Genomic DNA, 19,523 nt, shown 5'->3' with positions numbered 1-19,523 from the left:
ATTCGCTTGCGAATTGAACGTCCGCGACAGCGATTGGCGCAGCCAATTGCGTGCGGTTCTGCCTGCAAAAGCAATGAGAGCGCACACCAAGCCTTTTCGATTAGATCGCTAAGCACTGTCAGTGTTTAGCCGTCCAATCGGACGAACTCCGCAAATTCCCTTCGGGAATGCGCGGGAATTGACATCGTATAGAGAGATACAAACATCAGTTTTTATGCTGATTACCCGAGTAAGGGTAATCTTGGGCCTTGAGCCTAAAGCATGAAAAACTACAAGTATGTTGTATGGGTTTTGGTCTTCCCGACTAAAATCCACAGGTTCAATCCTGAAATACAACCTACAATCCAAGTCAAGTACACTAACCCGGTTCAGTTCTAGCGAATTGAACCAACATGTTCCAAATCCGCACGGGTTTGGAGCGGGAAAAATAGTATGCTTTGATCTCAGAAGAAGGCCCTATCGCTGGGGCTGGATAGCTAGTCTATCTTTTTCTGGATCAAATCAAGCGCGAAAAGGGCGTTTGGTGGATGCCTTGGCAGTAAGAGGCGATGAAGGACGTGATACTCTGCGATAAGCTTTGGGAAGTCGAGAATAGACGCTATACCCAGAGATCTCCGAATGGGGCAACCCACTTGATACATCATTATTGTTACCCGCAAGGGTGATCAATAATGCTGTAAACCAAGTACTTATTACCTGAATACATAGGGTTTTAAGAGCAAACCCGGGGAACTGAAACATCTAAGTACCCGGAGGAAAGGAAATCAACAGATACTCCCCTAGTAGCGGCGAGCGAACGGGGACCAGCCGAGCCATGAATGTGACTAGAACCGTCTGGAAAGTCGGGCCATAGCGGGTGACAGCCCCGTATAGGAAGCATGAGTGGACGTATTAAGTAGGGCGGAACACGTGAAATTCTGTCTGAACATGGGGGGACCACCCTCTAAGGCTAAGTACTCCTTACTGACCGATAGCGAACCAGTACCGTGAGGGAAAGGTGAAAAGCACCCCGACGAGGGGAGTGAAACAGTTTCTGAAACCGGACGCCTACAATCAGTTGGAGCCCCCTTGAGGGGTGACAGCGTACCTTTTGTATAATGGGTCATCGACTTGGTCTTACTAGCAAGCTTAAGCCGTTAGGTGTAGGCGCAGCGAAAGCGAGTCTTAATAGGGCGAATGAGTTAGTAGGATCAGACCCGAAACCGAGTGATCTAGGCATGATCAGGTTGAAGGTGCAGTAACATGCACTGGAGGACCGAACCCACACCTGTTGAAAAAGGTCGGGATGAATTGTGCCTAGGGGTGAAAGGCCAATCAAACTCGGAGATAGCTGGTTCTCTGCGAAATCTATTTAGGTAGAGCGTCAACCGAATACTCCTGGGGGTAGAGCACTGGATGGGTAATGGGGACCTACAGTCTTACTGATCCTAACCAAACTCCGAATACCAGGAAGTACTAGTTGGCAGACACACTGCGGGTGCTAACGTCCGTAGTGGAAAGGGAAACAACCCTGACCTACAGCTAAGGCCCCTAATTCATGGCTAAGTGGTAAAGCAGGTGAGACGACCAAAACAACCAGGAAGTTGGCTTAGAAGCAGCCATCTTTTAAAGATAGCGTAACAGCTCACTGGTCTAATTTAAGTTGTCTTGCGGCGAAAATGTACCGGGGCTCAAGCCATGAGCCGAAGCTTAGGATGCATTTATTGCATGGTAGCAGAGCGTTCTGTGATATAACTCCACGCCTTTTTAATGCCTTCGGGTATTACGAAGGCTCGGAGTTTACTGTGAAGCCGGCGCGTGAGCGATCCGGTGGAGTGATCAGAAGTGAGAATGATGACATGAGTAGCGACAAAGAGGGTGAGAGACCCTCTCGCCGAAAATCCAAGGGTTCCTGCTTAAAGCTAATCTGAGCAGGGTAAGCCGACCCCTAAGGCGAGGCCGAAAGGCGTAGTCGATGGGAACCAGGTTAATATTCCTGGGCCAGGAGGATGTGACGGATCCCAGACGTAGTTCATCCTTATCGGATTGAATGGGCTGCTAAGGGGTTCCTGGAAATAGCCCTCCGCTAGATCGTACCCTAAACCGACACAGGTGGATAGGTAGAGAATACCAAGGCGCTTGAGAGAACCACATTTAAGGAACTCGGCAAAATACCTCCGTAAGTTCGCGAGAAGGAGGCCCGGGCAGGACGCAAGTCTTGTTCGGGGGCACAAACCAGGGGGTGGCGACTGTTTACTAAAAACACAGGGCTCTGCGAAGTCGCAAGACGACGTATAGGGTCTGACGCCTGCCCGGTGCCTGAAGGTTAAAGGGAGGAGTGCAAGCTCCGAACTGAAGCCCAGGTAAACGGCGGCCGTAACTATAACGGTCCTAAGGTAGCGAAATTCCTTGTCGGGTAAGTTCCGACCTGCACGAATGGCGTAACGACTTCCCCGCTGTCTCGAATGTGGACTCAGCGAAATTGAAATACCTGTCAAGATGCAGGTTTCCCGCGGTTAGACGGAAAGACCCCGTGCACCTTTACTACAGCTTCACACTGGCATCAGGCCAAGCATGTGCAGGATAGGTGGTGGGCTTTGAACTCAGGACGCCAGTTCTGAGGGAGCCTCCCTTGAGATACCACCCTTGCTTTGCTTGATGTCTAACCGCGGTCCATTATCTGGATCCGGGACCCTGTGTGGCGGGTAGTTTGACTGGGGCGGTCGCCTCCCAAAGAGTAACGGAGGCGCGCGAAGGTTGGCTCAGACCGGTCGGAAATCGGTCGTTGAGTGCAATGGCAGAAGCCAGCCTGACTGCGAGACTGACACGTCGAGCAGAGTCGAAAGACGGCCATAGTGATCCGGTGGTCCCGAGTGGAAGGGCCATCGCTCAACGGATAAAAGGTACGCCGGGGATAACAGGCTGATGGTGCCCAAGAGTCCATATCGACGGCACCGTTTGGCACCTCGATGTCGGCTCATCTCATCCTGGGGCTGGAGCAGGTCCCAAGGGTACGGCTGTTCGCCGTTTAAAGAGGTACGTGAGCTGGGTTTAGAACGTCGTGAGACAGTTCGGTCCCTATCTGCCGTGGGTGTAGGATACTTGAGAGGAGTTGCCCCTAGTACGAGAGGACCGGGGTGAACGTTCCACTGGTGGACCAGTTGTCATGCCAATGGCAGTGCTGGGTAGCTATGAACGGACAGGATAACCGCTGAAGGCATCTAAGCGGGAAGCCCCCCCTCAAAACAAGGTATCCCTGAGAGCCGAAGTAGACCACTTCGTCGATAGGCCAGAGATGTAAGCGCAGCAATGCGTTCAGTTGACTGGTACTAATTGCTCGATAGGCTTGATTTGATCCAGTAATAGAAAGACTTTGCTGGAACAAAGCATACTACACACTACAAATACACGATCAGGACGTAGTTATAACTGATAGGCGACGCAGGTTTTGCCATGCAAAACCCGCTTCCCGCCTTCGGCGCGTTTGCAATAGCAAACACGCCGGGTTTGCACTTCTTTCTCGGTTTGGTGGTCATAGCACAAGTGAAACACCCGATCCCATCCCGAACTCGGCAGTTAAGCACTGTTGCGCCAATGGTACTGCGTCTTAAGGCGTGGGAGAGTAGGTCACCGCCAAACCTAGTAAGAAGTGTAAAACGTATCTCTCTAACGATGCTTCCTCAGATACACTCTATGCCTCTGAGGTGCGCTTTTGGCGCGGGATGGAGCAGCCCGGTAGCTCGTCAGGCTCATAACCTGAAGGTCGTAGGTTCAAATCCTACTCCCGCAACCAAAATATATAACATAACATCAATAGCTTACGCCCCGCCGAAAGGCGGCATGTCGCGTTAGGGGTTCAGTCGTGGACTATGGCAAACGGTTGGCCGTTTCAACGGGCATGGGGAGATTACCGTGGGTTAACGGTGCGGGTGGCGACGTGCGGGTTCGCAGATGCTCAGTTTTTCGCCTATTTGAAACTTAGTCTTACCCAAAAATGTGAATCGGCGTGCAAAACTGACCCACTTGGGTAGAGGTGGTCGCGGAAATTCGGACCAGTTGTTAAGGTGGATCGACTTATGAGAAAGACGATTCAAAATGACGAAACGAAAGAACCATTCTCCCGAATTCAAAGCCCGCGTTGCGCTTGAAGCAATCCGCGAGGAAATGACGATGGCGGAGCTGTCGAAGAAGTATGGTGTGCATCCAACCCAGATTGGCACATGGAAACGAGCAGCGATTGAAAACATGGCCACGGCATTTTCCAGACGGGGCCGTGATCCTGATCGGGTTGATGAAGCCCAGATTGAGAAGCTGCACTCCAAGATTGGTCAGCTGGTCGTGGAACGGGATTTTTTAGCCAACGCCTCGCAACAGTTGCTCGGGAAGCGAGGCAAAAAATGGTGAGCCGTGAGCATGATCTGAGTGTGCGACGACAATGCGGGCTACTTTCTCTGGCGCGCTCGAACCTGTATTACCAGCCAAAAGGCGAAAGTGCTGAAAATTTGCGGTTCATGACAATAATCGACAAGCAATTCTTGCAGACGCCGTGGTATGGATCACGGCAAATGGCCCGGCACATGCAGCGCCAAGGTTACAAGTGTGGTCGCCACAGGGTCCGCCGTTTGATGCGGCTGATGCGGTTGGTTCCGATCTACCAGACGCCCAACACGAGCAAGAAACATCCGCAGCATAAGATCTACCCGTATCTGCTGCGAGACCTGACGATTGATCGTCCAAACCATGTGTGGTGCGTAGATATCACCTACATTCCGATGCAGCGCGGGTTCCTCTATTTGGTCGCGATCATGGACTGGCACAGCCGCAAGGTTTTGAGCTGGAGATTGTCAAACAGCATGGAGGCAGATTTTTGCGTTGAAGCCCTGAAAGAGGCTATGGCCAAATACGGCAAGCCCGATATCATGAACAGCGACCAGGGCAGCCAGTTCACCGGGTTTGAATGGACGCAGGCGCTGAAAGAAGCCGACGTGAAAATCTCGATGGATGGCAAAGGTCGCTGGGTCGATAACCGGATGATCGAGCGGCTTTGGCGATCCTTGAAATACGAATGCATTTACCTCAACGCATTTGAAACGGGTTCGCAGACCCGCGCCGGGATCGGGAAATGGTTGGCTTACTACAACACCGAGCGCCCGCATTCCACCCACGGAATATTGACCCCGGATGAAGCCTATGACAGAAAAACAAAACCAATGAGTTTGGCAGCCTAAATGAAACCCTGATCCATCTTAAACTGGCTGCTGACTGGTCAAAAAAGTGGGACCACCTCTAACGTCCTGAATGCCATGCCGAAGTCGCTGCAAGCCAAAGCCAAGGGCCATCTACAGGACATCTGGATGGCCGAGAACAAACGGGACGCCGAGGCCGCGTTCAATTTCTTCATCGAAGCCTATGGCGTGAAATACGAGCGTGCCGTGGGGAAGCTGACCAAGGACCGGGACGTGCTGCTGACCTTCTACGACTTCCCTGCCGAGCACTGGAAACACATCCGCACATCCAACCCCATCGAAAGCATATTTGCCACCGTGCGGCACCGAACGAAGAAGACCAAAGGCTGCCTCGGGCGCAAGACCGCCTTGGCAATGACCTTCCGCCTGATGATGTCGGCAAAGAAGAAATGGCGTAAACTCGACGGCGCATTCCGATTGCCGGAAATCATCGAAGGGGTTGAATTTAAGGACGGGATCAAGCAGGAAAAACATGCCGCCTGATTACTGCGTCACCAACTTTTGGGCATAGCTCTGCGGCAGCCTCGACCACTATAACGGCGCGGGCCATGCCGGAGATGATCCGGTTGCGGCGCGGGAAATGGCGCGCCTGCGGCTGGGTGCCAATGGCGATTTCCGAGATACGCAGGTCGGTTTTGGCGATGTCATCGGCCAGGGCGGCGTTTTCGCGCGGATAGATCACGTCGACCCCACCAGCCTGCACCGCGATGGTGCCGCCTTCCAATGCGGCAAGATGCGCGGCGGTATCGATGCCACGGGCAAGGCCGGAAACCACGATGTATCCGGCTTCAGACAGCCCTTCGGCCAGTTTGCGTGCCATGCGGGTGCCCAGCGAGGACGCGTTGCGTGCCCCGACCATTGCCACCATCGGGCGGGTCATCAGGGCGGTGTTGCCAATACACCACAACAGCGGCGGCGGATCTGGGATGTCAGTCAGGGCGGCGGGGTAGACCGCTTCGCCGTAACAGATCATCGTTGCACTTGCGGCTTTGGCGGCTTTCATTTCGGCAACCGCCACGCCTTCGGGACAGACCGTATATTCCTGCACCCCCGCAGCGCGGGCAATTTCAGGCAGCGCGGCCAGCGATTTCTGCGCCGACCCGTGTTCGCGCATCAGCCGGAAGAATGTCGAAACCCCGACCCTGCGCGATCGCAACAGACGAAGCCACGCCAGCCGGTCATCATCCCCTTTGGGTGGGGTGAGGGTGGTGTGTGAAGAGAATAAATCCCGGGGCTGACCCAGATAACCTAAAAAGAGGTTATGATGGGAAGCATGAGAAAGAGTCGCCTGAGCCACTACAAGCAAGACCGTCTTACGGAGCATTTTGTTTCGGGATCGACAGCACGAACAGCAGCCAGTTTGTGTGGTGTAAACCGCAAGACCGCAGCGTTTTATTTTCTACGCCTGCGCGAGATAATCGCCTATGAGCTGGAGGCGGAAAGCCAAGCTATGTTCGGCGGAGAAATAGAAGTGGACGAAAGCTACTTTGGCGGCAAACGCAAAGGTAAACGCGGGCGTGGTGCGGCAGGTAAAATTCCCGTTTTTGGTATATTAAAAAGGGGTGGGAAGGTTTACACCAAGATCATCCCGGACGCCAAATCCGCCACTCTGATCCCGATCATAGAGCGCAAAGTCGTGCCGGATTCCATCGTCTATTCCGATTGTTGGCGCGGTTATAATGTGCTGGATGTGTCAGACTTCCACCACTTTCGCATCAACCATTCCAAGCTCTTTGCAGACCGTCACAACCACATCAATGGCATCGAGAATTTCTGGAACCAAGCCAAGCGCCACATGCGCCGATTTAACGGTGTCCCCAAGGCCCAATTTGGGCTATATTTGAAGGAATGCGAGTGGCGTTTCAACAACAGTGACCCTTCAGCTCAGTTATTGCAGCTAAGACAATGGGTTAAGCGTTACTTGAAGTAGTTATCTGGGTCAGCCCCTAAATCCCCGGCCATGGTCGCTCCGTCTGTGTGCACGACTCACTATGGGCGAAGATGGTTAACGGATGGTTTACAACGCCTTTTGCAGAATCCGGCAGGGCAGCAGGTAGGGGCCGTCCAGCGTGTCCAGCGGCACATCTTCTACAGTATCCCCATCCCAGCCGTTGCGCTGGTAGAATGCGATGGCGCGGGCGTTTTCGGGCAGCACCCAAAGCTGGCCAACCGCAACGCCGCTATCTGCCAGCCGCTTTTCACCGGCCTGAATCAGGGCATCCGCAGCGCCGGTGCCACGGGCCGCGAGCGAAACATAAAACTGATAGATTTCATCCCCCTTGACCGTGCAAAACCCCACAGGCGCGCCAACGGGGCCAACCACATCGGTGGTTTCCAGCATGTCATTCAGACGAGTGCGCAGGCTGTCGCGACTGCGTAACGCCTTGAGTTCATCTGGAACATGCGCTGCATGGGCTTCAAACCAGCCATCGAACCAGATGTCGGCAAGCGCATCCAGATCATCGGCAACGGCGGGGCGGGTTTGGGGCATATCGGGGGCCTCGAGTGCGGATTTGATCCGCTGTTTTACCTCGCGAACCACCCGATTGCCATCCTGAATGATGCCGTCCGACACCATGCGCGAATGCAGGGTCTGGGCCATCTCCTCGGACACATTCAGCACGGATTTCAGCATCGTCGGGGTGCAGGTTTTGTGCATCGCCATCAGGTAACTGGCCCATGAGGACGCGCCGGCGGATACGGCAATCGGGGCGGCAACGGGGGCGCTGGCGGCGGCGGAAACGGCACTGGCGGGCAGCGCGGGGGCGGCAAAAAGCGCGGCGAGGCGGGCGGTGAATTGGCGTCTGTTCATGGGGAGTATATAGAGCTATGCCCAAAAGTTGGTGACGCAGTAATCAGGCGGCATGTTTTTCCTGCTTGATCCCGTCCTTAAATTCAACCCCTTCGATGATTTCCGGCAATCGGAATGCGCCGTCGAGTTTACGCCATTTCTTCTTTGCCGACATCATCAGGCGGAAGGTCATTGCCAAGGCGGTCTTGCGCCCGAGGCAGCCTTTGGTCTTCTTCGTTCGGTGCCGCACGGTGGCAAATATGCTTTCGATGGGGTTGGATGTGCGGATGTGTTTCCAGTGCTCGGCAGGGAAGTCGTAGAAGGTCAGCAGCACGTCCCGGTCCTTGGTCAGCTTCCCCACGGCACGCTCGTATTTCACGCCATAGGCTTCGATGAAGAAATTGAACGCGGCCTCGGCGTCCCGTTTGTTCTCGGCCATCCAGATGTCCTGTAGATGGCCCTTGGCTTTGGCTTGCAGCGACTTCGGCATGGCATTCAGGACGTTGCCGGTTTTATGCACCCAGCAGCGCTGCTCCCGGGTCTCACCGAACACCTCCCGCAAGGCGTTCCAGAAGCCGAGCGCGCCATCACCAACGGCCAGATCAGGGGCTTTTCTGAGGCCACGACGTTGCAAGTCCAGCAGCAGTTCACGCCAGCTCTGGCTGCTTTCTCGATACCCGTCCACGAGGCCCAGAACATCCTTGTTACCCCACTCGTCCGCGCCGATGATCACCAGCATGCATTGCTTGTCAGCATCCGTGCGCGGCTTGAAATAAACCCCGTCGGCCCAGAAATACACATAGCGTTTGGCCGACAGGTCACGCCGGTTCCAACGCTCGTATTCTGCCCACCACTCCGCCTTCAGGCGCGAAATCGTGCTCGATGTCAAACCACCCGCATCAGGCCCCAGAAGGGCCGCCAGTGCTTCGCCGAAATCACCCGTGGAAATACCTTTGAGATAGAGCCAGGGCAACAACTCCTCGACCGACTTTGCCCGGCGCAGATACGGCGGCAGAAGCGTCGAGGTGAACCTGATCTTCTCCGCCCCCGTGCCACGATCACGCACCCGAGGCACATTCACCGGGACAGGGCCGATCCCCGTCATCACCTCGCGCTCCGGCAGGTATCCGTGGCGAACAAGGCGCTGGCGACCGGCCGAATCCCTCAAATGCGCGTGTTGCGCCATCAGATCACAAACCTCGGCCTCGACCGCCTGTGCCAACAGATCCCGCGCGCCTTTGCGCAAGATATCCGTCAGCGGATCAGGTGAAATTCCGGCTGGATCGGTAAACTCCAAAATAGTATCGTCTTCCATGTGGCATATCCTTTTCTCTCTGAGAATCGCGGCGCGTCAACACCGCCATGATATGCCACCCAATCACCCCATCACCAACTTTCGGGCATTACTCGAGTATATAGGCACAGGGACGCAGATTGCGAGTGGTTCGCAGGAAAAAGACGCGAATGTTGAGGATTTTGCAACGCTGTCATCCCCGCGCAAGCGGTGACCTCCTGAACCCGAGCGCCAACCTTTCGAGGTCCCCGCTTGCGCGGGGATGACAAGGGTGCGGGCTGATAGCGACCTTCGGGTTTTCAACCCTTGCACCACCCATGCGGGTAACGCATTGTAGCGGTATTGACGGCAAGGATTATTAGAGTGGCTGAACAACTAAGAGACCTGAGCAAACCGGCGCACGAGATTATCAATAATCCAAAGGTAGACGATTATGCGATCCGCAATGATGGGGAGCGGCTGACGGCGGCAAACAAGAACCCGTGGTATGTGCTAGCAACGATTTACGGGGAGTATACAGAAACACCGCGCAATTTATCTGTCGGTTCTTCGTTTCATTGTAATCATAGATTGCAAGCACTAAATCGGCGGGCATGGAATGGCTGGTTCTGCCAAAACCTTACTGACCAAGATATTTCCAAAATTGTAAAAGGCTTTGAGCTAGATGAAAAGGATGTGGCGCGACTTTCAAGTGATGAACTTGATGATATAAGGGGCCGGTTCTTGCAACGAACTGACAATGGTCTTGAGCCACCTAAACGCCACTTTGTCCCCTGTGATGAAGAAGAACCCGAAATAGGTGAATATTGGCAGGCTGAATATTTTAACAATTTGTTTTTTACTAAGCCTATAATAGCTCTTGCCGTGCTTCTTCGTCCAGCGCGCATCCACGTCCTTCTGGCGCTTCTTGTGGGGTTTTTCCTCCCACTCTTCAGGCGTTTCGCCCGCCTTGATTTTCTCGTTCTCGTCCCTTTTGTTGTGCTGGCGCGGCGCCGGAACGATGCTCGCATCAACAATCTGCCCGCCCATCGCCAGATAGCCCTTTTCGCGCAGAAAGGCATCGAACTTGTCAAACAGCTCCTTCATCTTCCCGGCCCCGGCCAGCCTTTCACGGTAGGCCCAGATGGTCTTGGCGTCAGGTACGCTGTCTTCAATGCCAAGGCCGAGAAACCGCATGAACGACAGGCGGTCGCGGATCTGATACTCGATCTGATCGTCAGAGAGGTTGTAGAGCTGCTGCAAAACCATCGTCTTGAATATCAGCACCTCATCCCAAGGCGGGCGGCCAGCGTTGGATTTGCGCTGTTCGGGCGGCGTGCGCCATATGGCCTTCAGCTCGTCCCGGTAATCCTCGAACGGCACCATGTCGTTGAGCAACACCAGCGGATCACCAGATTTGTCCAGTCCCGCGTATCGGCTGGAAAGATCAAAAAATCCCATCTGACCCATGACAAAACCCCGTCGGTCGAATCATTTTCATCCTGATGACGATTCTACCCCGTCAGGCCGGATTTTGGGGGATTTTTAGAGGTTCCCCCTATATATTTCAACGGGTTTCTTTTTGATGACATGGTTAGTTTTAGCAACTCGTCTTTTTTGGATGAGGCTTGCTTTTCAAAGACATTATTTGGGGCTGACCCAGATAACTACTTCAAGTAACGCTTAACCCATTGTCTTAGCTGCAATAACTGTGGGTTGTGTCTCGAAAGTGGTGGAAATTGATTTCAGGCACCTCCGAGCGGGTTGAGTTATGCGCCGGTCAGGCGGCTTGGTCAAGGGTTGCGTCGGCGACGGGCTGAGCGAGCGTTTCCCAGCCATCGACCTTTCGCATGACGATCTGCCCCGAGGCCATCAGAGCCCAAAGCAGCATCGGCACGGTCTCGGCGCATGGCAGCACGGTCTGGGTCTTGATGCGGCGGCGGAATTCCTCGTTCAGGCGTTCGATCGCATTTGTCGTTCTGGCCGATTTCCACTGGCCTTGTGGCAGACGCGTGAAGGTGAAAAGCTTATCTCCTGCTTCTTCCAAGCTGTCAGCGACGGCCTTGCATTTCAGCCGCCATTTTCGCAGAAATGCCTTGCGGCGGGTGGCGATTTCCTCGGGTGTTTTGGCGTAGATCATGTCGCGGTAATCTTCTGTCAACTCATCATGCATACGCTTGGGTGCCTTGGCCAGAAGGTTGCGGTGCTTGTGCACCGTGCACCTCTGGATCGGCAGATCTTCACCCCAGAGGGCAATGAGAGCGACCTCAAGTCCCGGTGCCCCGTCCACGATGACAAATTCGGGCCGTTTCAACCCGCGCGCATCCAGATCGTTGATGAACTGACGCCAGGCGGAGGTGCTTTCGCCGCCCATGTTCATCAGTGATAACAAGACCTTCTGCCCATCCCGGCGCACGCCAATCGCGGCCAGAACCGAGATATTGGTGGCCTTCCTGTCAATCCGCGTTTTGATCACGGTGCCGTCCAGGATCAGCCGCACGATGTCTTCATCCGCAAGGCTGCGGGCGCACCACGCCTGCCAGTCCACCTTCACCTTGCGCCAGGCGCGGCTCACCACATCCTTGCTGACCGCCCCCTGAAACAGGCCGAACAGGGCGCGTTTTACCCGCCGTGTGTTGGTGCCCGAAAGGTAGACAGCAGCGATCAGCGCCTCGGCCTTCTTCGTCAGCCGCTGGTAGCGGGGCAATGCCTTCGAGCGCCATTCTCTGGCCTTGCCGGCCTCGCCTGTGATCCGCGCACGCGGCACGCGCACCGTTTCGGTTCCAAATGTTCCGACCAGTTGCCGCTCGCGATGCCCGTGGCGGTATCCGGCCTTTGCCCCGCCGCTGCGGCCATACCGGCAACGGCCCAGAAACTGCTCCAGCTCCTCTTCGAAAACCGCCTCGATCGTCGCGCGGATGTTCTGGCGCAGCCGGTCTTCAATCGGGTCATAGCCTGCTTCATTGGCCAGTAGCGCGGATGTCGATGTTGCTGTATTCTTTGTCATGGCGTGATCTCCTTGGCGGTTCCAGCCGCCGGTTGGGTGGCATCGATGCACCCGGAGATTACGCCGTCCTCGAATTTCCACCAAACTCGCGACACTACCTAACTGAGCTGAAGGGTCACTGTTGTTGAAACGCCACTCGCATTCCTTCAAATATAGCCCAAATTGGGCCTTGGGGACACCGTTAAATCGGCGCATGTGGCGCTTGGCTTGGTTCCAGAAATTCTCGATGCCATTGATGTGGTTGTGACGGTCTGCAAAGAGCTTGGAATGGTTGATGCGAAAGTGGTGGAAGTCTGACACATCCAGCACATTATAACCGCGCCAACAATCGGAATAGACGATGGAATCCGGCACGACTTTGCGCTCTATGATCGGGATCAGAGTGGCGGATTTGGCGTCCGGGATGATCTTGGTGTAAACCTTCCCACCCCTTTTTAATATACCAAAAACGGGAATTTTACCTGCCGCACCACGCCCGCGTTTACCTTTGCGTTTGCCGCCAAAGTAGCTTTCGTCCACTTCTATTTCTCCGCCGAACATAGCTTGGCTTTCCGCCTCCAGCTCATAGGCGATTATCTCGCGCAGGCGTAGAAAATAAAACGCTGCGGTCTTGCGGTTTACACCACACAAACTGGCTGCTGTTCGTGCTGTCGATCCCGAAACAAAATGCTCCGTAAGACGGTCTTGCTTGTAGTGGCTCAGGCGACTCTTTCTCATGCTTCCCATCATAACCTCTTTTTAGGTTATCTGGGTCAGCCCCCATTATTTTTTGCTGGTGCGTCTTTTGAAAATACACATTTTTTACATGGTGCTGATTTTTCAAATAGTAATTTTGTGCCAGACCCAATGCATAGGAGTGAGAATGCGCCGGCAATTTTTAATCGGGTATCATTCTCTAACGATGTTTTTTTTAATCGTGCTCAATTTTCGGACAAAGTGGAGTTTAGGTCCGCGAAGTTTTTTCGTAAGGCTTCTTTTAGGGCTGCTGCGTTCAAAGATTATGCTGCTTTCAGATCTGCGATGTTTTCTGATCACGCGTTGTTTCGAGAAACCCAATTTGGTGGATTTGCCAACTTTGCTTCTGCCAACTTTCAATCGATAACCAGATTTAATGATGCAGAATTTCAAAAACAAGTCCCAGAATTTTATGGTGCTAGCCTTTTTGAAAACGTTATTTTTCCGTTTCCTCCAGATTATACAAAAAATTGGCCACGGTTATCAGGCAGCGGAATAATGCCTGTTGAGCAACAAAAACGCGCTTATAACAGGTTACGGCTATTTATGAACAAATCCTTGCAGATCGACGAGGAGCAGTTTTTCCACAGGCAAGAGATGCGCTGTAAAACCAAATTGGCGCGCTGGTATCACAAGCCGTTTTACTGGCTCTATTCGTGGTTTTCGGATTACGGAATTTCGGTGTGGCGGCCTTTATTCGGGATAATCGCCGTGATGCTGTTCGGCGCGTTGTTCATGCTGTGGTGGCAAGAGGCGTTTACCTTTTTGCCCAAAGACGCTGCGGGGTTTGACTGGACGCTGGGGCTGTTGGGCGAAGATGACCCGTGGACCAAACCGCGTCAGGCGGCGGGGTGGAGTATCTCCAATACGCTGCCGTTTCTGGGGTTTGGCAAGCTGTATTATGGCGGGGAATTTGCGGCAAAGCTGGCGTGGCCGTTAAAGGTGGTCGGCGGGGTGCAGACGGTATTCGGATTTGTGTTGCTGTTTTTCCTTGGTCTGGGCCTACGGAACCGGTTCCGGTTGCGGTAGGGCGCTGGGTGGCGGGGTGAACCCCGCCCTACGGGGCAAAGGTCTCTCTTCAGGGTTGCGGATTGGCGCAACTCAGGGTAGCGGTTTGTTATTGTTGAAGGGAAAAGGATTTAGACAAATGATACGCAATACAGTGTTGGCGCTAGGCATGGCCGTATTACTGGCGGGGTGTTTTGAAACACCGGAAGAGATGGCCGCGCGCCAGAACCAGTTTATCGGCAAAACCGTGCCTGAAGTTGCGGCTGTGATTGGCCCGCGAGTAATGCCCGAAAGTTGGTGATGGGGTGATTGGGTGGCATATCATGGCGGTGTTGACGCGCCGCGATTCTCAGAGAGAAAAGGATATGCCACATGGAAGACGATACTATTTTGGAGTTTACCGATCCAGCCGGAATTTCACCTGATCCGCTGACGGATATCTTGCGCAAAGGCGCGCGGGATCTGTTGGCACAGGCGGTCGAGGCCGAGGTTTGTGATCTGATGGCGCAACACGCGCATTTGAGGGATTCGGCCGGTCGCCAGCGCCTTGTTCGCCACGGATACCTGCCGGAGCGCGAGGTGATGACGGGGATCGGCCCTGTCCCGGTGAATGTGCCTCGGGTGCGTGATCGTGGCACGGGGGCGGAGAAGATCAGGTTCACCTCGACGCTTCTGCCGCCGTATCTGCGCCGGGCAAAGTCGGTCGAGGAGTTGTTGCCCTGGCTCTATCTCAAAGGTATTTCCACGGGTGATTTCGGCGAAGCACTGGCGGCCCTTCTGGGGCCTGATGCGGGTGGTTTGACATCGAGCACGATTTCGCGCCTGAAGGCGGAGTGGTGGGCAGAATACGAGCGTTGGAACCGGCGTGACCTGTCGGCCAAACGCTATGTGTATTTCTGGGCCGACGGGGTTTATTTCAAGCCGCGCACGGATGCTGACAAGCAATGCATGCTGGTGATCATCGGCGCGGACGAGTGGGGTAACAAGGATGTTCTGGGCCTCGTGGACGGGTATCGAGAAAGCAGCCAGAGCTGGCGTGAACTGCTGCTGGACTTGCAACGTCGTGGCCTCAGAAAAGCCCCTGATCTGGCCGTTGGTGATGGCGCGCTCGGCTTCTGGAACGCCTTGCGGGAGGTGTTCGGTGAGACCCGGGAGCAGCGCTGCTGGGTGCATAAAACCGGCAACGTCCTGAATGCCATGCCGAAGTCGCTGCAAGCCAAAGCCAAGGGCCATCTACAGGACATCTGGATGGCCGAGAACAAACGGGACGCCGAGGCCGCGTTCAATTTCTTCATCGAAGCCTATGGCGTGAAATACGAGCGTGCCGTGGGGAAGCTGACCAAGGACCGGGACGTGCTGCTGACCTTCTACGACTTCCCTGCCGAGCACTGGAAACACATCCGCACATCCAACCCCATCGAAAGCATATTTGCCACCGTGCGGCACCGAACGAAGAAGACCAAAGGCTGCCTCGGGCGCAAGACCGCCTTGGCAATGACCTTCCGCCTGATGATGTCGGCAAAGAAGAAATGGCGTAAACTCGACGGCGCATTCCGATTGCCGGAAATCATCGAAGGGGTTGAATTTAAGGACGGGATCAAGCAGGAAAAACATGCCGCCTGATTACTGCGTCACCAACTTTTGGGCATAGCTCTTGGCCCGCCAACGGTTCGGGATCGCAATATAGCACGCTGGATCAGCAATACATCGAGGGTTAACCGGATACCGATCAGCCATTATATGAACGGGGTCTGGGTGACGACCGGATATCGCAACGAGCGGGTCGAGCTGCATTGCAAATTCACCGCGACTCTGTCCAAGGGGCGGGTGGTTGCGGCCGATTATCAAGGCAATGATTGCAACAGGTTTGCGCCGCGTCTTAAGAAATAGGCGGTGGTGGCGGGGTACTCCCGTCATTTCGCAGAAATGGCAGCGCCCGATCCGCCCCATCATGCCGAAGGCGTGTTTCCAACACGAAGGGCGGGCGCTGCCATTTCTGCGAAATGCTTAACCCGCGCCGCCAACTGTCAGCCCGCCGATCAGCAGCGTTGGCTGGCCCACACCCACCGGCACCCATTGGCCGGCCTTGCCGCAGTTGCCGATGCCGGGGTCCAGCGCCATGTCGTTGCCGATGGCGCGGATCTGTTTCATCGCGGCGGGGCCGTCACCGATCAGGGTGGCGCCTTTGACCGGCGCGCCGATTTTGCCGTTTTGCACACGGTAGGCCTCGGTGCAGGAAAACACGAATTTGCCGTTGGTGATATCGACCTGCCCGCCGCCGAACCCGACAGCATAGATGCCGTCCTTCAGCTCGGCGATGATGTCTTGCGGGTCGGTCGTGCCGCCCTGCATGATGGTGTTGGTCATGCGCGGCATTGGCGCGTGGGCATAGCTTTCACGCCGCCCGTTACCCGTGGGGGCGACCCCCATCAGGCGGGCGTTCTGGCGGTCTTGCATATAGCCCACCAGAATACCGTCCTCGATCAGCACATTGCGCCCCGATACGGTGCCTTCGTCATCAAAGCTGATTGATCCGCGCCGGTCAGGGATGGTGCCGTCATCCACCACGGTCACGCCTTTGGCGGCGACCTGCTGGCCGATCAGGCCGGAAAAGGCCGAGGTGCCTTTGCGGTTGAAGTCCCCTTCCAGCCCGTGCCCGACCGCTTCGTGCAGCAGGATGCCGGGCCAGCCGTTGCCCAGCACCACATCCATTGCGCCGGCGGGGGCGGGGACTGCCTCTAGGTTGACCAGCGCGATGCGCAGGGCCTCGCGCGCCACCGGTTCCCAGTGGTCGCGGTCGATCAACATGGTCAGACCGGCACGCCCGCCGCCACCCATACTGCCGGATTCGCGGCGGCCGTTTTCCTCGACGATCACCGAGATATTGACGCGGGACATCGGGCGCACATCGCGGATGATATGGCCTTCGGGGCGCAGGATTTCGATTTCCTGAATGCTGGCGGCGATGGTGGCGGACACCTGAATGACGCGTTTGTCGAGCGAACGGGTGAAGTCGTCGATCTCGCGCAGGGTGTCAATTTTGACGGGGAAGCTGGCGTCATCCATCGGGTTCTGGTCGGTATAGAGGCGCTGGTTGGTGGGGGCGGGGGCGTCGGCCCATGTGCCGCCACCGTCGCCCACAGCCAGACGCGCGGTTTTCACGGCGCGTTTGATCGCGGCTTCGGTGATTTCTGTGGAATGGGCATAACCCGCGGTTTCGCCATGCACGGCACGCAGGCCGAACCCTTCGGCGGCGTCATAACTGGCGGTTTTCACCCGGCCATTATCAAACACCAAGGCTTCGGAGCGGCGACGCTCAAGGAACAACTCGCCATCGTCCGCCCCGTCTGTGGCCTGTTTCAGCAGGTCCAGGGTACGGTCCCGATCAAGGGTGTTTTCTAAGGGGCGAAATCCAGTTTCGGGCATTTTCCATCCTCGGGTTGGCAGGCATTAATCACATTAACAGCATATCAGATGCAGGATTGTCTTGATTTAACTGTGCTTAATATGGTTTCAAGGGAAAAGGAAACAATGGAATTCCGGCCGCTGGAGGGCCGCATGGGATTTCAGGGCGGTAACAGCTGCCATAATGCGAACAGGGACAAGACATGCGAATACAGACTATTCTAACCGGCCTGTGGGCCACAATTTCCGTTATATTCATGGGTTTTTCAGCTTCGGCGCAGGACGCGCTTGAGGGGCTGGAGATTATCGGAAAACCGGTTCCGGGGGGCGTAAATATGCAGCCACCCAGCACATCGGTTGCTGTGGATTTGCAATGGCTGGACGGGATGGTGCTGTGGATTATTTCGGCAATTTCGATCTTTGTGACGCTGCTGCTGCTGATCGTGATCTTCCGTTATAACCGCAAGGCCAATCCGGAGCCAGCCGGGTTTACCCATAACTCACCGCTGGAAATCGCATGGACGCTGATCCCGATTATCATTCTGGTGTTCATCGGCGCGTTTTCGCTGCCAGTGCTGTTCAACAGTCAGGAAATCCCCGAAGCGGATCTGACCATCAAGGTGACGGGCAACCAGTGGTTCTGGACCTATGAATATGTTGATAACGGGTTTGAATTCGACAGTATGCTATTGGCGCGGGACGAATTGGAGGATGCAGGATACACACAAGATGAATACCTGCTGGCCACCGATAACGCGGTTGTCGTGCCGGTGGGCAAAATTGTGGTGATGCAGGTTACAGGATCGGATGTGATCCATTCCTGGGCCATGCCCGCCTTTGGTGTGAAACAGGACGGCGTACCGGGCCGGTTGGCGGAACTGTGGTTCAATGTTGACAAGGAAGGCATTTATTTTGGCCAGTGTTCCGAGCTGTGCGGCAAGGACCACGCCTATATGCCGATCACGGTCAAGGCCATCAGCCCCGAGAAATACGAGGCATGGTTGCAGGGTGCCAAGGCGGAATATGCCAATGTTCCATCCGCGATTGCGGTTGCATCCAATTAAGACGGGGTAAACCCCGCCCTACCGGTGACGGTTTGGGGCGGGATGCTTTTCCGCCAACTGCCAGGAGGCAACAAAATGAGCGATGCAAGTCTGAACACCACCTCATACGAAAACGAGGCCGGGTTTGGTGATTTCTTTGCCCTGCTAAAACCGCGCGTCATGTCGCTGGTGGTGTTTACCGCTTTTGTCGGCCTGTTGGTGGCCCCTGTGCCGGTGCACCCCATCATCGGTTTTGCCGCGATCCTGTTTATCGCCATTGGCGGCGGGGCGTCGGGTGCCCTGAACATGTGGTGGGAGGCCGATGTGGACGCGCTGATGAAACGCACCCGCAAGCGGCCCATCCCGGCAGGCAAGATAACCGCGGGCGAGGCCAAGGCCTTCGGCCTGACGCTGTCGGTGATGGCGGTTGTGATGCTGGGACTGGCGGCAAATTTCGTGGCGGCGGGATTGCTGGCCTTTACCATTTTCTTTTACGTCGTGGTTTACACGATGGGCCTAAAGCGTCGCACGCCGCAGAACATCGTGATCGGCGGCGCGGCAGGGGCCTTTCCGCCGATGATCGGCTGGGCGGTGGCAACTGGCGGCATCTCTATCGAAAGCGTTTTGATGTTTTCCATTATCTTTATGTGGACACCGCCGCATTTCTGGTCGCTGGCGCTGTTCATGAACGATGATTACACCAAGGCCGGCATCCCGATGCTGCCTGTCACCCACGGGCGGCGGGTCACGCGGGCACATATTCTGGTCTATACATTGCTGCTGGCCCCTGTGGCCGTCAGCGCTGGGTTCACCAGCATTGGCGGACCAGTTTACCTGACGGCTTCAGTGTTGCTGAATGCGTGGTTCATTGCAGGGGCGGTAAAAATCTGGCGGCGCAGCGAAGAGGCGGCAGTGGCTGACAAATACGCCGCCGAGCGCAAGTTTTTCCGCATTTCGCTGCTCTATCTGTTCCTGCATTTCGGCGCGCTGCTGGCCGAGGGCGTGTTGCGCACCATTGGCATGGGAGGCTGGTAAG

General features: G+C 55.4%; 11 protein-coding genes, 1 tRNA gene, 2 rRNA genes and 4 pseudogenes. 11 read left to right on the top strand and 7 right to left on the bottom strand.

Annotated features, from left to right (window positions below):
* Positions 1-499 precede the first annotated feature (499 nt).
* The 5 genes and pseudogenes from ACQY4M_RS19905 to ACQY4M_RS19885 all read left to right on the top strand — a co-directional run.
* Positions 500-3,333, top strand: a 23S ribosomal RNA gene (locus ACQY4M_RS19905).
* A 170-nt stretch (positions 3,334-3,503) separates the two neighbouring features.
* Positions 3,504-3,618 (top strand): 5S ribosomal RNA (gene rrf / locus ACQY4M_RS19900).
* Positions 3,619-3,695: 77 nt separating this feature from the next.
* A tRNA-Met gene (locus ACQY4M_RS19895) sits at positions 3,696-3,772 on the top strand.
* A 302-nt stretch (positions 3,773-4,074) separates the two neighbouring features.
* Positions 4,075-5,207, top strand: a protein-coding gene (locus ACQY4M_RS19890) for an IS3 family transposase (protein WP_428539245.1) whose coding sequence is annotated in 2 segments (ribosomal slippage) — positions 4,075-4,327 and positions 4,327-5,207 — 1,134 coding nt in all. Because the reading frame shifts where the segments join, the coding sequence is not laid out codon by codon here.
* A 54-nt stretch (positions 5,208-5,261) separates the two neighbouring features.
* A pseudogene (locus tag ACQY4M_RS19885) lies at positions 5,262-5,708 on the top strand (transposase); the annotation flags it as partial.
* A 28-nt stretch (positions 5,709-5,736) separates the two neighbouring features.
* Here ACQY4M_RS19885 and ACQY4M_RS19880 read toward each other — a convergent pair.
* A pseudogene (locus ACQY4M_RS19880) lies at positions 5,737-6,399 on the bottom strand (DNA-processing protein DprA); the annotation flags it as partial.
* Positions 6,400-6,498: 99 nt separating this feature from the next.
* Here ACQY4M_RS19880 and ACQY4M_RS19875 point away from each other — a divergent pair.
* Positions 6,499-7,155, top strand: coding sequence for an IS1595 family transposase (locus tag ACQY4M_RS19875; RefSeq protein WP_428539609.1), 657 nt, complete (start codon positions 6,499-6,501; stop codon positions 7,153-7,155).
* Between the two features lie 87 nt (positions 7,156-7,242).
* On the opposite strand, the gene ACQY4M_RS19870 is transcribed toward ACQY4M_RS19875, so the two are convergent.
* The 5 genes and pseudogenes from ACQY4M_RS19870 to ACQY4M_RS19850 all read right to left on the bottom strand — a co-directional run.
* On the bottom strand, positions 7,243-8,037 hold the full coding sequence (locus ACQY4M_RS19870; protein ID WP_428547806.1) for an N-acetyltransferase family protein: 795 nt from the start codon (positions 8,035-8,037) through the stop codon (positions 7,243-7,245).
* A 43-nt stretch (positions 8,038-8,080) separates the two neighbouring features.
* Positions 8,081-9,331, bottom strand: coding sequence for an IS256 family transposase (locus ACQY4M_RS19865; RefSeq protein ID WP_428539230.1), 1,251 nt, complete (start codon positions 9,329-9,331; stop codon positions 8,081-8,083).
* Positions 9,332-10,159: 828 nt separating this feature from the next.
* A pseudogene (locus tag ACQY4M_RS19860) lies at positions 10,160-10,759 on the bottom strand (IS5 family transposase); the annotation flags it as partial.
* Positions 10,760-11,069: 310 nt separating this feature from the next.
* Positions 11,070-12,296, bottom strand: coding sequence for an IS256 family transposase (locus ACQY4M_RS19855; protein ID WP_428539582.1), 1,227 nt, complete (start codon positions 12,294-12,296; stop codon positions 11,070-11,072).
* A 75-nt stretch (positions 12,297-12,371) separates the two neighbouring features.
* A pseudogene (locus ACQY4M_RS19850) lies at positions 12,372-13,013 on the bottom strand (IS1595 family transposase); the annotation flags it as partial.
* Between ACQY4M_RS19850 and ACQY4M_RS19845 the strand changes: the two are divergent.
* The 3 genes from ACQY4M_RS19845 (at position 12,990) to ACQY4M_RS19835 (ending at position 15,662) form a co-directional block, all read left to right on the top strand.
* Positions 12,990-14,060 (top strand): pentapeptide repeat-containing protein, encoded by a 1,071-nt coding sequence (locus ACQY4M_RS19845; protein WP_428547803.1) that lies wholly within the window; start codon positions 12,990-12,992, stop codon positions 14,058-14,060. The pseudogene ACQY4M_RS19850 and the gene ACQY4M_RS19845 overlap by 24 nt on opposite strands.
* A 118-nt stretch (positions 14,061-14,178) precedes the next feature.
* On the top strand, positions 14,179-14,340 hold the full coding sequence (locus tag ACQY4M_RS19840) for a hypothetical protein (protein WP_428547800.1): 162 nt from the start codon (positions 14,179-14,181) through the stop codon (positions 14,338-14,340).
* Positions 14,341-14,411: 71 nt separating this feature from the next.
* Complete coding sequence (locus tag ACQY4M_RS19835; protein WP_428539230.1) at positions 14,412-15,662, top strand: IS256 family transposase; 1,251 nt, start codon at positions 14,412-14,414, stop codon at positions 15,660-15,662.
* 384 nt (positions 15,663-16,046) lie between these two features.
* Here ACQY4M_RS19835 and tldD read toward each other — a convergent pair whose 3' ends face one another.
* Complete coding sequence (gene tldD / locus ACQY4M_RS19830; protein WP_428547797.1) at positions 16,047-17,465, bottom strand: metalloprotease TldD; 1,419 nt, start codon at positions 17,463-17,465, stop codon at positions 16,047-16,049.
* A gap of 182 nt (positions 17,466-17,647) precedes the next feature.
* Between tldD and coxB the strand changes: the two genes are divergently transcribed.
* Together coxB and cyoE are read left to right on the top strand one after the other, a co-directional pair.
* Positions 17,648-18,508 carry a cytochrome c oxidase subunit II gene (coxB, locus tag ACQY4M_RS19825; protein WP_428547794.1) on the top strand — a complete coding sequence of 287 codons (861 nt, stop codon included), beginning with the start codon at positions 17,648-17,650 and terminating at the stop codon, positions 18,506-18,508.
* Between the two features lie 75 nt (positions 18,509-18,583).
* On the top strand, positions 18,584-19,522 hold the full coding sequence (gene cyoE / locus ACQY4M_RS19820; protein WP_428547791.1) for a heme o synthase: 939 nt from the start codon (positions 18,584-18,586) through the stop codon (positions 19,520-19,522).
* Position 19,523: the final 1 nt, after the last annotated feature.

This window comes from Profundibacter sp. (genome assembly GCF_965277155.1).
In the GTDB taxonomy this organism is placed as follows: domain Bacteria; phylum Pseudomonadota; class Alphaproteobacteria; order Rhodobacterales; family Rhodobacteraceae; genus Profundibacter.
Note: the sequence above shows the minus strand (reverse complement) of the source record. Positions and strands in the feature narration are given on the sequence as shown.

Coding starts and splice junctions, on each gene's coding strand:
- cyoE (WP_428547791.1), top strand. CDS start 18,584: ATGAGCGATGCAAGTCTGAACACCACCTCATACGAAAACGAGGCCGGG.
- tldD (WP_428547797.1), bottom strand. CDS start 17,465: ATGCCCGAAACTGGATTTCGCCCCTTAGAAAACACCCTTGATCGGGAC.
- ACQY4M_RS19870 (WP_428547806.1), bottom strand. CDS start 8,037: ATGAACAGACGCCAATTCACCGCCCGCCTCGCCGCGCTTTTTGCCGCC.
- coxB (WP_428547794.1), top strand. CDS start 17,648: ATGCGAATACAGACTATTCTAACCGGCCTGTGGGCCACAATTTCCGTT.
- ACQY4M_RS19865 (WP_428539230.1), bottom strand. CDS start 9,331: ATGGAAGACGATACTATTTTGGAGTTTACCGATCCAGCCGGAATTTCA.
- ACQY4M_RS19835 (WP_428539230.1), top strand. CDS start 14,412: ATGGAAGACGATACTATTTTGGAGTTTACCGATCCAGCCGGAATTTCA.
- ACQY4M_RS19855 (WP_428539582.1), bottom strand. CDS start 12,296: ATGACAAAGAATACAGCAACATCGACATCCGCGCTACTGGCCAATGAA.
- ACQY4M_RS19840 (WP_428547800.1), top strand. CDS start 14,179: ATGATACGCAATACAGTGTTGGCGCTAGGCATGGCCGTATTACTGGCG.
- ACQY4M_RS19875 (WP_428539609.1), top strand. CDS start 6,499: ATGAGAAAGAGTCGCCTGAGCCACTACAAGCAAGACCGTCTTACGGAG.